The sequence below is a fragment of the Chloroflexota bacterium genome (genome assembly GCA_034717495.1).
Lineage (GTDB): Bacteria > Chloroflexota > Anaerolineae > JAAEKA01 > JAAEKA01 > JAYELL01.
In genome coordinates this window covers 1-13,665 of sequence record JAYELL010000019.1, presented here as the reverse complement: position 1 = coordinate 13,665, position 13,665 = coordinate 1, and the positions used below count along the sequence as shown (strand labels likewise).

Here is a 13,665-nt window from a genome sequence, read left to right as displayed (position 1 = left end):
CATGTTTCCCGTATCAATCGACGCTTTCCAGAAACCGCCCGTAAATCTCGCCGATGATTTCGGGCGTGAGGAACAGGGCCATGAGCGAGGGCAGCATTTCCAGGCGGGCGTTTGGGAAGCTTTCGGCCATGCGCTGAGCCAGCGAGAGCGGGTGCAGGTTGTCGTCGTCCCAGGCGATGATGCATACGGGCATGGCGAGGGCGGACAGCACATTCAGATCGTCGAACAGCGTCCAGTCGATGACGGCCTTGCAGGCGGTGGCCAGGCTGTGCGTCTCGTGCGATCCCTGCATCTCGGCCACGGCCTGGATGACCTCTGGCGGCCAGCCTAATTCATCGCGTTGGCTGACGGCGGAGGCGGCCAGGAAGGCGTCGATGCCCACTTCTTCAATGGCCTCTCCCATTGCCTGAATGTCTGCCACCGCCGGATTAGGTTTATCACCAAAGGCCGGGGCGGTGAGCAGCAACTTTTCGACCCGCTCGGGCCAGCGCAGCGCGAACATCAGCGTGGTAGCCGAGCCCATGGACTCGCCCCCGACGATAGCTCGTTCGATGCCCAGCGTATCCATCACCGCCGCCATATCAGCGGCCATGTGTTCGGCATCATACAGGGCGGGATCAGTCACAGCGGTCGAGTCGCAGTGGCCCCGCTGGTCGAATATGACAATGGTGTAGTGGTTGGCCAGGGGGGTGAACTGCTTGCGGGTGACATGGCGATTGCCGGTCAAGCCGTGCGCAAAGATGATGGGCGGGCCAGAACCGAAGGTTTCGGCGACGATGGTCAAGTTATCGGAAGGGATGTGGTGGAGGTTTGGCATGATGCAAAGTCGGAGACATGGAGCGGGTTTGGGAGATATGAAGGATTGAGGATCAAAGATTCAGGGTTGGCGCCGAGTGAGCCTCGATCATCAACCGTTGTGGCTATTCAGGTCTTGCATCGTATTTTGCTCATTATCCCATATTATCAGTTTGCGATTAGAATGTCAAGGGATATCATGCAATGAGCACTTCCACGCCTCGTGCTTCGATCTCTCGGATAATTTCCGGTGGTGCTCCATCATCCGTCACGAGCCGGGAGATTTCTTCGATTGAAGAGAAGCTTGCCAGCGCTACTCGCCCCAACTTGCTGCTATCGATGACGATGATCACTTCCGGGCAGCGGGCGATGATGCGCTGCTTGAGTTCCACCTCCTCCAGACTGGTGTCCGTCAATCCGGCCTCGCAGGTCAGGCCCCAGGCGCCGAGGAAGGATTTGTGGATGTTGATCTTTTCCAGCACATCGATCACCAGCGACCCGGTGATGGAGCCGGTCACGTCTCGTAGAATGCCGCCCGCTAGAATGGTGGTGATGCCGGGCGTTCCTGTCACAGCCAGCGCGGTATGCACACCCGTGGTGACGATGGTCAGGTCGCCCAAATCGGGGTGGCGCTTGATGGCTGCTCCCACCGCCAGCGCTGTGGTGCTGGAATCCAGCAGGATCGATTCCACGGGGCGGATCAGGCTTGCAGCCAGTTTACCGATGCGCTGCTTTTCGGTGGACTTCAACATCCTACGCTGCCCGAAACTGAACTCGCCGTTTAGCTGAAGATCAATAGCCGTAGCGCCGCCGTGGGTTCTCGCCAACCGCCTCTGTTCCGCCATTTGCTTGAGGTCATGGCGCACGGTCACGGGCGACACCTTCAACCTTTCACTGAGTTCGACAACGCTCGCCGTTTGTTTGTCTCGAAGTATCGCTTCGATTTGGTTATGGCGTTCAGGCGCTAGCATCTTTCTATGTCTCCAGTGTTAAATTGATCTTGATCGACTATCTGCACGCGAATGACGTCGTACTGCTCCAACCGCTCCAATGTGACGGAGCTAGCTGTTTCCGATTCCAGTGGGATGGTGAGGGGATTGCCGTGCATATCTACTGGTCGCTTATTATAACGAGCTTTCGATTCTGTGTCAATGGGATTAGATTTATTTTCGTTTTGCTTTCAGTTTAACTAAATTTGCTTGACGTCTGAGTCTGTACTGTGCTATGATGGTATTGATGTAATTTAAGGATGATGATTTCATATCCAACCATTTGTTTACCTCGCCCCGAGGAACAACCCCAGAATCAGGAGGATTGACCATGCCATCTCAGAAATCTCGCTTTTTCACCATTTTGGCTATCGGGATGTTGATAGCGGTGCTGGCGCTTAGCCTGGCGGCTTGCGGCGGCCAGGCGACAGAGGCGCCAGCGGTCGAGCCAACCGCAGCGCCAGCGGAAGCAGAGCCGGAGCCAATCGCCGAGCCCGAAGCGCCACCCGAACCAGAAGAGCCCAAGTCAGCCGCCGACGAGTATGAGGGCGAACTCTCCATGGCCATCTGGGGGCAGATCGATGCCGATCCGCAGCATTCCGCCTACTCCTATCACGAGATCTTGCAACAGTGGAACGAGATGCATCCCAACATCGATCTCAAGTACGAACTCATCGGCGGCGCCAGCGTGCCCGAACGCTTCACCTGGATCAAGACCCACATGCTTGCCGGCACCCTGCCTGATGTCGTTATGATCTATTTCCCCGGAGATGATTACAAAGACCCCGAGCTGGTTTATGACTTCGCCGAAGACATGCAACAGCCCAACCCCTACAGCGACAACGCCACCTGGTGGGAAGATTTCCCGCAGGACGCGCAACTCCTCCGGGAGTGGAGTGGAGCCGACGGTGAGACGTACTTTGTGGGTCCGACACTCACAGGCGATACGGGCGTAACCACGTTCTTGTACAACAAAGACATTTTCGACGAAGTCGGTGTGGAGCCACCTGCAACCTGGGCCGAATTCATGGACATCCAGCAAAAGATCAAGGATGCCGGATACACGCCGTTCAATCAGCCGATGGCGGGGCCATTGGGATGGCTAATCGACTGGCCGATTTATGCCTTCGTCGATCAGCTCATGGATGATGTGATCCGGGAATGTGATACTGATGAGCCTTTCGACAACATCAGCCAGAAAGAGATGACCCGTTGCATCAAGACCGGCAAATTCCGGGCAGATGATCCACGTTTCATGGAAAGCTGGAAGATCGTCAAAGACTGGTCGCCTATGTGGCAAGAGGGCTTCCTGGCGCCCCCGGCAGAAGGAGATCCCTGGGTTCAGGGTGAAGTGGCCATGAAACATATGATGAATCTCTGGATCGGCCGCGTCGCAGGCAACCCTGACATTGATTTCGAATGGGGCACCTTCTACCAGCCGCCATTGACAACGGAAACCAGTGACCTGGTTGACGATGTCTTTATCCGCCGCGTGGGTAACACTGGCGCCGCCGCCAGCGGCAGCCAATTCCTCATGATTCCCGCGACCACGGTGGAGGATGGAAAGCTGGACGTAGCGAAAGACCTGGTCCAATACACAACAGCGCCGGAACAACTCCAGTACTGGTGCGACCATCAGCCTGTACCCTGTTTCGAGCCTGGCACCTCCATCGAGGAAGTGTATCCCGACCAGCCACAGACTTGGCAACAAATGCGTGGTTTCTTCGAGCCGGGCGCTTTCAAGAATGGCATCCGCGCCTTCTACGTCCATACGCTTGGCCAGGACGTCGGAGCGCTGACCAGCAAGCTATTACAGGACTACATGGGCGACGCCCTTACTCTGGAAGAAGCCATGGAAGAGTTGCAGGTTATCATGGATGAGGATGTAGAGAAACTGATTCGAGAACATCCTGAATGGAATGCCGATGAATGGTAATGGATGGTTCGCTTACGTGATGATATCCTGACAGATTGACTGAAGCAACATGGGGGTAGCGGGTCTCGTTTTATAACCTGCTACCCCCTCACCTATTTAGGGACACGAGCTGGTGTTATGGCTGTGCAACTGCCTCCCGAACCGATTCCCCAGGCGCCAACCAGGCCACGGCGTTCTCCTGTCCGCCAGATCAAACGCCATTGGCCCCTCTACTTTATTGCTTTTCCCACCATTGTCCTGATTCTCGTTTTCTTCTATTATCCTGCCATTTCCGGCTTTGTATACTCGTTCACTTACTGGGATGTCAAGAATATCAGTTGGGCAGGCCTGGCCAATTACGACAAACTTATCCACGATAAACGGCTAATCGCATCAGCCGGAAACCTGCTTTTCCTGACCTTGTTCAATGTGGGCGTGGTGATCACAATGCCTCTTGCGGCGGCGGCTTTGATTTTCCATCTGCCCCACCAGCGCATCAAATATTGGCTGCGCGTGTATTTTGTGTTCCCGATGATCGTGCCGGTCGTCGTTACAATTTTGGTTTGGCGGTGGCTGTACTCCGTTGATGGGGGAATCAACATCATGCTCGACGCTATCGGATTGGAGAGTATTACCCGAGCATGGCTAGGCGATCGCAACACCGTGTTGGGCGCTCTGGCTTTTGTCGGATTCCCCTGGGTGGCGGGTCTCAATTTCCTGATTTACCTGGCCGGCCTGCAAAGCATCCCCCAGGAATTGCTGGATGCGGCGGTTGTCGATGGGGCCAGCAGCATCAATCGCTTCTTTCGTATCGAACTGCCTCTGGTGCGCGGCCAGATTCGTTTGCTGGTAATGCTCACGATCATCTTCTGGCTCCGCAGTTTTGAGTTACCCCTGATTATGACGGATGGTGGGCCAGGTTGGGCCAGTATGCTGCCCGGACTAAGGATGTACCATACGATCTCACGTGATTTCAATCTCGGCTATGGATCCGCTATCGGCGTTGTTCTGTTTTTCGTTGTCTTCTTGGTGACAATGATACAGATGCGTGTGACACGCGAATCAAACGAGGCTTTGTAGGAGTGATATGATGCACCGACTACACAGACACTGGCGCGGCTACTATCTTTCCTATCTGGCGCTCTTGCTTCTGGCCATTCCCACAGCATTGCCCATCCTGATCATGCTGATTATTTCGGGAAAAGATTTCAACCAGTACATGATGAATCCCCTGGCGCCCAGTCTACCCTTTCACTTCGATAATTATGAAGTTGCCTGGGGGGTGATGGCCCAATCTTTTCTCAACAATCTCATTATCATCGGTATCTCAACCTTTGCTATTCTCTTATTTGGCTCCCTCACCGCTTACGCACTTTCGCGCTATGTCTTTCCTGGGCGTCAACTGCTTTTCTTCTTTGTCCTGGGGGTGCTTGCTATCCCGTCTGCGGTGATCCTGGTCCCAAGCTTTATGCTGATCGTGAAATTGGGCGTGCTAAATACGCTGTGGGCGGTGATCCTCCCCTACGCCGCTCAACAAAGTTTCGTCATTTTCGTCCTGACCACATTTTTCGCAACACTCCCCGAGGAGATGTTTGAATCCGCCCGCTTGGATGGGGCCGGGCATCTGTCGATCTATGCACACATTGTTCTGCCCCTCTCCTGGCCCATCATGAGCGCTATGGCGATTTTTGAAGTATGGTTCCACTGGAATGATTACGCCTGGCCCTCTCTTGTTCTCAGTGACCCCGATTTGCAGACCGTGGCGCAGAGGCTCGTGGCATTCACTGACGCTCAGATCAATGTCCGCCCCGAGCCTGGGCAAGCCATGGCAGCCTCGGTCATCGCCTCGATACCACTCGTGCTGCTATTTATATTCTCGATGCGCACGTTTATTGCGGGGCTGACATCGGGCGCGGTGAAGATGTGATCCCGAAGCTCTTATCAAATCATGACTGAACACGAACCTTCAGTAAGACGTCCCAACATCATCTACATCTTTGCCGACGAGTGGCGAGCGCAGGCAACCGGATACAACGGCGACGCCAATTGCGAAACGCCTGTTCTCGACGAACTTGCTTCGCAAAGTATCGATGTCACACACACCGTGGCGGGTTGCTCGGTGTGCTGCCCCTCCCGCGCTAGTCTGATGACCGGCCAGTATCCGCTCACACACGGCGTCTACATCAATGACACTGAGCTGAATCCGAACTGCGACTCCATCGCCCGCGCCTTCAACGATGGCGGCTACGACACGGCTTATATCGGCAAGTGGCACATTTATGGAAGTCCTGAAGGACACTTTGAAAGACGGAAATCTTATGTGCCCAGGGCGTATCAGTTGGGCTTTGAGTACTGGAAAGGCTTTGAGTGCAATCACGACTATAACGATTCCACCTATTTCTTCAACGATGATCCCACGCCGCGCAAATGGGAAGGCTATGATGCCTTTGCCCAGAGCCGTGATGCTGCCGACTACATCCAAAATCACTCGGAAAATGAGAATCCATTTCTCCTGATGCTATCCTGGGGGCCCCCGCACTTTCCCTTGCACACCGCCCCGCCCGAATATCGGGAGCGATATGCTGAACGCGAGATCGAGTTGCGCGCCAATGTGCCGCCCGAATTCCGTGAGCAGGCGGTAAAAGATCTACGCGGCTACTACGCCCACATCGCCGCCCTCGACGACTGCCTGGCGATCCTGCTCGACGCCATCCGCGAGGCCGGGATCGAAGAGAATACGATTCTGGTCTGGACCTCTGATCACGGAGACATGCGCAGTTCGCAGGGTCTGGAGACCAAGCTCTTTCCGTGGGATGAATCGATCCGCGTGCCGTTCCTGCTGCGCTGGCCCCAGCTGCATGGAAACGAAGGCAGCAGGCTTTCCATCCCCTTGGACACGCCCGACATGATGCCGACCCTGCTGGGCCTGTGCGGTCTGCCCATCCCCGACACCGTCGAAGGCCGTGACTGGTCGCCCTACTTCCGTGATGAAACCCAACCAGATGGTTGCGAAGCGGCGTTTCTGAACATGCCCGCCGAATTCACCGAACTGTTGTACACGGGCATGAACGCCTATCGCGGTCTGCGCACCATCCGCTACACTTACGTCCGCAATTTCGATGGCCCCTGGTTGCTGTACGACAATGAAACTGATCCCTACCAGATGAAAAACCTGATCAACAATCCAGCCTACTCGGAACTTCAGGCAACGTTGGAAATTCGCTTGCAACAACGCCTGGATGACCTGGGCGACGAGTTTTTAGATGGTCGGATATACCTCGAACGGGATGGCCTCACGCACTATGTGGAAGTGAATGAGGGGATAAAACGGAGATGGCGAGATCCGTGGAAGTGAAACCATAATAATCCCACCTGAACCGTGTAAAAACTAATCCCGATTGTAAAAATCCCAGAACTGCCCGCGCAATTGGCGGACGCAGGGACTGAGGTTGTCGGCGGGGGACCAGAGGGCTGGTGGGGTTGAGATTTCACACGTGTCGATGGACATCTTTGTACTTCCTGTGGCGCTGCAGGGGCGATTCGTGTTGGTCTGGCGTCTGCCCTCACGCTGGCAACGTGGGGGCCTGGCTGAATGATAAGCGAATGGCGGCAAAGTCACAGTTTGGGCGATCCTATTCAACAGGCCGAATAGAATCGCCCCGGATATGACATGCAGGCCTGCGGATAAACAGAAAACGTGGTAAGATTATTGTGGTGACATGCACGATCTCGTCTGCAGGTTCTGCCAACTCCGACCAGGAAGGATGTCATGTCTGCGCCTCTACTGAGGACAAAGCTCAATCTACCCCGTGTCCGCCGCAATGTGGTCTCACGCCCGCGCCTTGTTCAACGGTTAAACGCCGGCCGACACAATAAGCTAACCATCCTCTCCGCTCCAGCAGGTTTCGGTAAGACCACGCTTCTGAGTGAGTGGATCGTTGACAGCGAACAGCTTAACCCCAGGGCCTGCGTTGCCTGGCTCTCGTTGGATGGAGGTGACAACGACCTCACGCGCTTCCTTACCTATTTTGTAGCCGCACTGCAAACTATTGAAAGCAGCGTCGGGCAGGGTGTCTTGAGAGCCCTGCAATCTCCAGGGGAGGTGAATGTCGAGATCGTTCTGACCTCTCTGATCAACGAGGTTTCCGCCATACCCGATGGAATTACCCTCATCCTCGACGACTACCACATCATAGAATCGTCGCCGGTCGATGATGCCCTCACCTTCCTGCTCGAACACCTGCCGCCGCAGATGCATCTGGTCATCTCCACCCGCGATGACCCACAATTGCCCCTGGCTCGTTTGCGCGCTCGGGGTCAATTGACCGAACTGCGCGCCGCTGACTTGCGTTTTACCTCCTCCGAGGCCGCGGAATTCCTCAACCAGGTGATGGGCCTGGAACTTTCGGCGGAGAATATCGCCGCGCTGGAAAGACGCACCGAAGGCTGGATTGCCGGCCTGCAACTGGCTGCAATTTCAATTCAAGGACACGAAGACGCCACCAGCTATTGTCTATGATGGGAAGGTGTGGCCGAGAGCAAAGCAACTCAGCTTAGCTTATCTGGGGTTTCGATGTGTAAGAAGTCAAACAACTCGGTGAATAGGGAGGTTCCCCTTCGATGCTCTTTCCCCTATAATCACAGTGTGACTAGAGCCAAACTTTGGAAATATCCTGGGATGGCGTGTGTTCGTAGATCCAATCACCTTTGTGATGGAGCGCAAAATGATGCAGGGCATTAAGCTGCGGGCTGAAGCAACTGCATCAAATTGACGTTGATAAACTCGCTACCTCTCGGATCGGCTGCTGCCGTGCCGTTGTCGGAGTCCATCCCAAGCAGGGGAAAAGGTAGGCGCTGACGGCCGCTCTCCATAGCGTCGGTAACGGCGATCTGGCTGCGGTTGGGAATGGCGACGCATTCGCTCCAGCGGGTGGCTACATCGACCATGTCCAGACTGTGCACATACTCGCCTTGGCTGGATGAACCGCTGTGATGGACCAGGTCCACTTCCGTGAACCCTGGTTGGGCATCACCCCAGTCAGCGAAGGTGCGGATGGGAATGTTCTGCGTGAGCAACGTACCTGGCTTGGTGCCGGTGTGACCTCGGTGTCGCCCCGCTCGCTCTCGAGCCCGTTGCAACAACCGATCAGCTGTGGATGGACTCATCTCCAGAAGCAACTCCCGAGTTTCACCATCCAGATCCAGTTCGCCATGGCGTTCCAGGGCCTCTACCAATGTGGGCAGTAGTGGCACCAGACGCTTGCCACAAATGCCATTCGCCACCCACCACATCTAGTGAGCAATGGCAACCGCAGTTTACATGCCTCGCTGGGGCATGATCATGGAGGAAGGCCGGATCGTCGAATGGCTGAAAAAGGAGGGGGACGAGGTAGTGATCGATGATCCCATATTGATCGTGCAGTCGGAGAAGGTTGACGATGAGGTTGCAGCCCCGGCTACGGGTGTATTGAGGGTTATCGTTGTGCCGGCTGGCGAGAATGCCGCTGTGGGAGCAGTGCTGGCCATCATCGCCAGCACCGATGAACCTGCCACAGCCATCGAAGCCCTCATGGAACAAAGTGCCCCGCACCCGGCAGTTGACCCTCCTCCATCGCCGACTTCTGCTCCACCATCCTCCATGCCCAAGCCTCGGCGGGTGAAGATCTCGCCGGCAGCGAGGCGTATGGCCGAGGACAAAGGCATCGACTGGCAAAATTTGGAAGGCACGGGGCCGCGAGGTCGCATCGAACGCAAGGATGTATTGCGAGCTATCGAGACGGCGCAAACTGCATCGACGATGGGTAAACGCATTCCTCTGAGCCCGATGCGCCAGGCCATTGCCCGGCGCACACTGGAGAGTATTCAGTCCCCCCAGGCAGCTCTCTGTCGAGAAATTGACATAACTTCTGTTCTGCGTTTTCGTCAAGGTCTAACGGAGTCGAACTGGCCACAAAACAAACCACCTACATTTACGGCAATCCTGGCTAAAGCCTCGGCCCTGGCATTGGCAGAAGCGCCGATCCTTAATGCTCGTCTGAAGGACGAAAGCATCTGGTTGGACGACAATGTTCACATCGGCATAGTGGTTGCCATCGAGGATGGCATCGTTGTGCCGGTCATTCTCGAGGCAAACCAAAAATCGTTGTTCGAAATCGCAACCGAGCTGAACGAACTGACGCAGCGAGCGCGAGCAGGCCGTTTGACCCTGGCTGAGATGGAAGGCGGGACCTTCACCATCTCCAATGCCGGCCCTTTGGGCATCGATTTTTTCCAAGCCTTGCTTTATCCGCCTCAGGTCGGTGCGCTGGGTGTGGGGCGCGGTCGCCAGCGTGCCGTTGTCGTAGATGGTGAATTTGCCGTCCGCACCATGTGCTATTTCTGTATCAGTTCCGACCACCGGGTGGTAGACGCCGAACCGATCGGTCGCTTTCTTAACCGGATGGACGAGATCATGCAGAATCCAGATCTGCTCTTGGAGAGCGCAGTTTCATGAGCGTGAGGATAAAAACCGTCGTCATCTTCATCGGCCTTCCTTACACCGGGAAGACCACACTCATTCAGCGCCTACAGGAGGTATGTCCCGGGGACGCCATCTTCGCTGACGCAATTTTCACCCGCTCTGTACCCCCATCCCAGATCAGCCTGAATCGGTGGTTCCAGGAAGGTTCTTGCCTGGTGAGGCGTATAAAGACAATCATCAAGCAATCAGCGAATGAGTGTTTTTTTGTCGAACTGGGCACAATGTTAGCAGAGCCACGGGCCGAACTCGTTCGTTGGTGCAACGAGCATGGCTACAAAGTGATCCCGATCTGGTGCCGTTGTGATGATGACGAGGCTCTGCAACAGCGCCACAGGACGCGGATAGAGGAAATCGGTGAGGGCGGACGAAGCGGCGCAAAGATCGACATCACTTTGGATGACCTATACGAGCGTATTTGTGCTGCATTTGAGCAGCCAGCGTCGGAAGAAGGCTATTTTGTGATTGACACGTATCGATCAGTAGATGAAACCCTGGCTACCATTCATCAGTTATTGATTTCTGCTCATTGAACTTAGCGGTAAGCAACTCGATTTCTACCTGCTCCAAGGTCACCAAACGCTCAGCCAGCAAGCGCAATGTCCAGCGAGCATGTCCCTCTGGCGGCTTTTCGCGGAGCATCGCCAACAGATACGCTTCTGTTTTCCCGTCCATCTTGCGCTCGTATTCCCGATCTGGTGCTTTTCGATTGAGTGCCCTGCTCAGCCCTTCTTTTGCATACAGTGTCCGTATCCGTCCCACTGTCGCTCGACCCACATCCAGCGCTTCCGCAATTTGGTCATCGGTTCAGCCCTCATTCGCTTTGAGCAGAATCCGCGCTCGCGTCAGCTTTCGCGCTTTCTCCTCACCTGTAGACACCAGATTCTTTAGATGGTCTCGTTCTGACTGCGACAACTTGACCTGGTATGTTTGTTTCCTTGCCATTTTGCACCTCCTGTATGTTGCTTCTGCAGAAGCAAAATGGTGAAGATTCTGTTCGCGATTTTTCTGATCGCTCACGGACTGGTTCATGCCGGACTGGCCGCCGCGCCCAATCCTGCTGATCCCAACGAAAAACCGGGCGCGTTTTTCACCACGGTTGAACGAAGTTGGCTGCTGCCTCGGTTGGGATTGAGTGTTACGGCTGTTCAGTGGATCGGCATTATTCTGGTTGTTCTGACCACATTCGGCTTTGTCCTCGCTGGCCTGGGCGTATTGGGGGTGCCCGGGCCAAACACGATCTGGCGAACGGTTGCTGTGGTTTCCTCCTACCTGTCGTTGCTGCTGCTGATCCTCTTCTGGCATCCGTGGTTGGTGATGGGCGTCCTGATTGATATCGGTTTACTGATAGCCCTGGTTTTGACGAAATGGCAACCGGATATGTATTGAATCGGGATAAGGGGACGGCCTGACCGCTCCCTCCCACACCACCGGACAAGCGGGGCCGCATCCGGCGGTTCGGTCAAGTATGACGAAGTTGATCGCTCCTTATGTTTTTGCCTCGGCGGTGCAGTGGTGGGGGCTGACCTGCCGTGGCGTTACATCTTGCCCGTTGCACATCACCCGCTCGATCTCTTCGGCGGTGTAGATGTGTAGCGCCAGCCCGCGCGGGCTGGATTCCACCTGCAAATCGAGCATGCCATCGCGGAGTTGGCCCGAGACAGCTATAGTTTCGTCGTCATCTATCATGGTGTAGGCGACGCGGCCGGCCTCGTCGGGGACGATGTGCAGGGTGAGGGGATCAAGCGGAAGTTCGTCCACGTATTGCATGGCCGGGCCCTGAGGTACGGCGTAGCCGCCGCGGTAGAAGAAAGGGACCCGGTCTAAATCGGCCCGGTAATCGATCCAGCAGGGACCGGTCAGGAGGTCGCCCGTCCAGCCATCGGCCCACAGCCCGGCCGGCAGGTAGATCTTGCGTTCGTCCTCCTCGGTCAGGATCGGGGCCACCAGCACGGCCTGGCCGAAGAGAAACTCATCTTCGATATTGAAGGTGGTCGGGTCATCCTGGAACTCGTAGACCAGGGGACGGAGCAGGGGCAGGCCGGAGCGGGCACTGTGGTGGGATTCGCTGTAGAGGTAGGGCAGGAAACGATAACGCAGTTCGATCATGCGACGGAAGATATCCTGCGTCTCCGGCTCGTAGTTCCAGGGCTCGCGGTAGCGCGGCCCGCCACCGTGCAGGCGCATGTGCGAGTTGAAGATGCCGAACTGAGTCCAGCGAGCGTAGAGCCGGTCACTGGGTGTGCCGGTGAAGCCGCCCACGTCGTTGCTCCAGAAAGTGAAGCCGCTCAGGCCAAAACTGAGACCCCCGCGCAGGGAGCAGAGCATGTTCTCGAAAGTGGAGGAATTGTCCCCCGACCAGTGCAGCGGATAGCGCTGCGATCCGGCGTAAGCGCTGCGCGCCCAGATCACGCCCTGCCCAAAATATTCCTGCGTGACCTCGAAGGCGGCCTGGTTGTAGAGCAGCGGGTAGAGATTGTGCATCTCCCGGCCTGAGTAACCCTGGTAACGCTCATAGTCGCGCACATGTTCGCCAAAATCCACCTTGATCACGGCTGCGCCCAGGTCGAAGAGCCGCCGCAATTGCGCCTGATACCATTGCGCCGCTTCCGGGTTGGACATGTCGATGGTGCGCACCTTGAAAAGCAGCATGTCGAAATTGCCCCCCTCGGCCAACACGCCCTTCTCCTGCGCCTCCTCGAAAATGTCCAGATGCTCGCAGATGTAGGGCCATTGCCACAGGCAGACGCGCAGGTGCTGCTCGCGCAGTTTCTGGAACATGGCAGCGGGGTCGGGGAAGCGCGGGCCGAAGCGCCAATCGCACTGCCATTCCCCCTCGAACCAGTTGGTGTCCACGTTGATCACATCGGCGGGATAACGTTCGGCGCGCAGGCGACAGGCCGTTTCCAGCACTTCCTCCTGGCTGTCGTAGCTGATGCGCGAGACCCACAGCCCGAACGTCCACTTGGGCGGCACGGGCGATTTGCCGGTCAGATCGGTGTAGGCGCCGGCGATCTTTTTGAGCGTTGGCCCGTAGAAAAAGTAGTAGTCGAGGCTATCCCCCTCGGCCACGAGCAGGTTGTGGACGAAGGATCGGCTGCCGACGAAAAAGGTCATGGGCAGAACGTGGTTGACGAAGACGCCGTAGCCGGCGGTGCTCATGAAGAAGGGGATATTTTTGTAGCTGCGACCGCTGGTGTTGCCCATGCCGTCGATGGCCCAAAGTCCCACCGTCTGCCCGCGCTTGTTCAGGGTCGAGAATTGCTCGCCGAAACCGTAGATCGCCTCGCCAGGGGCCAGGGTGAAGTTCTCCACAGCGTAGTCCATGTTGGTCTTTTCGTCGTGGATCAGGCCGCTGGGAAAGGAATCGAGGACGGTCGAGAACAGCGTTTTCTGTCTCCCTCCCACCTCTGTCACCTTACGCCCGGCGGCGTCCAGTATTTCGGTGC

The 13,665-nt window shown here is 56.2% G+C and carries 12 protein-coding genes; 8 read left to right on the top strand and 4 right to left on the bottom strand.

What is annotated here, in order from left to right:
- Window positions 1–13: 13 nt before the first annotated feature.
- Both U9R25_04165 and U9R25_04160 read right to left on the bottom strand, forming a co-directional pair.
- Window positions 14–784: an alpha/beta hydrolase gene (locus U9R25_04165; protein MEA3335079.1), complete on the bottom strand. Its 771-nt coding sequence runs from the start codon at window positions 782–784 to the stop codon at window positions 14–16.
- A 208-nt stretch (window positions 785–992) separates the two neighbouring features.
- The gene (locus U9R25_04160; protein MEA3335078.1) at window positions 993–1,766 is read right to left on the bottom strand and encodes a DeoR/GlpR family DNA-binding transcription regulator; all 774 of its coding nucleotides are present in this window, start codon (window positions 1,764–1,766) and stop codon (window positions 993–995) included.
- A gap of 349 nt (window positions 1,767–2,115) precedes the next feature.
- Here U9R25_04160 and U9R25_04155 point away from each other — a divergent pair, with 349 nt between their 5' ends.
- The 5 genes from U9R25_04155 (at window position 2,116) to U9R25_04135 (ending at window position 8,218) form a co-directional block, all read left to right on the top strand.
- Entirely contained in the window at window positions 2,116–3,720 is a 1,605-nt protein-coding gene (locus U9R25_04155; GenBank protein ID MEA3335077.1) for an extracellular solute-binding protein, read from the top strand.
- 117 nt (window positions 3,721–3,837) lie between these two features.
- The gene (locus U9R25_04150; GenBank protein MEA3335076.1) at window positions 3,838–4,779 is read left to right on the top strand and encodes a sugar ABC transporter permease; all 942 of its coding nucleotides are present in this window, start codon (window positions 3,838–3,840) and stop codon (window positions 4,777–4,779) included.
- Between the two features lie 7 nt (window positions 4,780–4,786).
- The gene (locus U9R25_04145; protein ID MEA3335075.1) at window positions 4,787–5,626 is read left to right on the top strand and encodes a carbohydrate ABC transporter permease; all 840 of its coding nucleotides are present in this window, start codon (window positions 4,787–4,789) and stop codon (window positions 5,624–5,626) included.
- A gap of 21 nt (window positions 5,627–5,647) precedes the next feature.
- Window positions 5,648–7,054, top strand: a complete 1,407-nt coding sequence (locus U9R25_04140; GenBank protein ID MEA3335074.1) for a sulfatase — start codon at window positions 5,648–5,650, stop codon at window positions 7,052–7,054.
- Window positions 7,055–7,468: 414 nt separating this feature from the next.
- A complete protein-coding gene (locus U9R25_04135) occupies window positions 7,469–8,218 on the top strand; it encodes a hypothetical protein (protein ID MEA3335073.1) in 750 nt (249 codons plus the stop codon).
- A 218-nt stretch (window positions 8,219–8,436) separates the two neighbouring features.
- On the opposite strand, the gene U9R25_04130 is transcribed toward U9R25_04135, so the two are convergent.
- Window positions 8,437–8,982: a hypothetical protein gene (locus U9R25_04130; GenBank protein MEA3335072.1), complete on the bottom strand. Its 546-nt coding sequence runs from the start codon at window positions 8,980–8,982 to the stop codon at window positions 8,437–8,439.
- Between the two features lie 19 nt (window positions 8,983–9,001).
- On the opposite strand from U9R25_04130, the gene U9R25_04125 reads away from it, so the two are divergent.
- From U9R25_04125 to U9R25_04115, 3 genes are all read left to right on the top strand, one after another.
- Window positions 9,002–10,192: a dihydrolipoamide acetyltransferase family protein gene (locus U9R25_04125; protein MEA3335071.1), complete on the top strand. Its 1,191-nt coding sequence runs from the start codon at window positions 9,002–9,004 to the stop codon at window positions 10,190–10,192.
- Window positions 10,189–10,749 carry an AAA family ATPase gene (locus U9R25_04120; protein ID MEA3335070.1) on the top strand — a complete coding sequence of 187 codons (561 nt, stop codon included), beginning with the start codon at window positions 10,189–10,191 and terminating at the stop codon, window positions 10,747–10,749. The genes U9R25_04125 and U9R25_04120 overlap by 4 nt, the downstream gene beginning before the upstream one ends.
- A gap of 448 nt (window positions 10,750–11,197) precedes the next feature.
- The gene (locus U9R25_04115; GenBank protein MEA3335069.1) at window positions 11,198–11,605 is read left to right on the top strand and encodes a hypothetical protein; all 408 of its coding nucleotides are present in this window, start codon (window positions 11,198–11,200) and stop codon (window positions 11,603–11,605) included.
- 99 nt (window positions 11,606–11,704) lie between these two features.
- Here the strand turns inward: U9R25_04115 and U9R25_04110 are convergent.
- On the bottom strand, window positions 11,705–13,665 hold a 1,961-nt coding region (locus tag U9R25_04110; GenBank protein MEA3335068.1), incomplete at its 5' end, for a glycoside hydrolase family 31 protein.

Excerpts from the sequence above, each read along its gene's own strand:
- U9R25_04160 (MEA3335078.1), bottom strand. The coding sequence starts at position 1,766 with ATGCTAGCGCCTGAACGCCATAACCAAATCGAAGCGATACTTCGAGAC.
- U9R25_04155 (MEA3335077.1), top strand. The coding sequence starts at position 2,116 with ATGCCATCTCAGAAATCTCGCTTTTTCACCATTTTGGCTATCGGGATG.
- U9R25_04150 (MEA3335076.1), top strand. The coding sequence starts at position 3,838 with ATGGCTGTGCAACTGCCTCCCGAACCGATTCCCCAGGCGCCAACCAGG.
- U9R25_04145 (MEA3335075.1), top strand. The coding sequence starts at position 4,787 with ATGATGCACCGACTACACAGACACTGGCGCGGCTACTATCTTTCCTAT.
- U9R25_04140 (MEA3335074.1), top strand. The coding sequence starts at position 5,648 with ATGACTGAACACGAACCTTCAGTAAGACGTCCCAACATCATCTACATC.
- U9R25_04135 (MEA3335073.1), top strand. The coding sequence starts at position 7,469 with ATGTCTGCGCCTCTACTGAGGACAAAGCTCAATCTACCCCGTGTCCGC.
- U9R25_04125 (MEA3335071.1), top strand. The coding sequence starts at position 9,002 with ATGGCAACCGCAGTTTACATGCCTCGCTGGGGCATGATCATGGAGGAA.
- U9R25_04120 (MEA3335070.1), top strand. The coding sequence starts at position 10,189 with ATGAGCGTGAGGATAAAAACCGTCGTCATCTTCATCGGCCTTCCTTAC.
- U9R25_04115 (MEA3335069.1), top strand. The coding sequence starts at position 11,198 with ATGGTGAAGATTCTGTTCGCGATTTTTCTGATCGCTCACGGACTGGTT.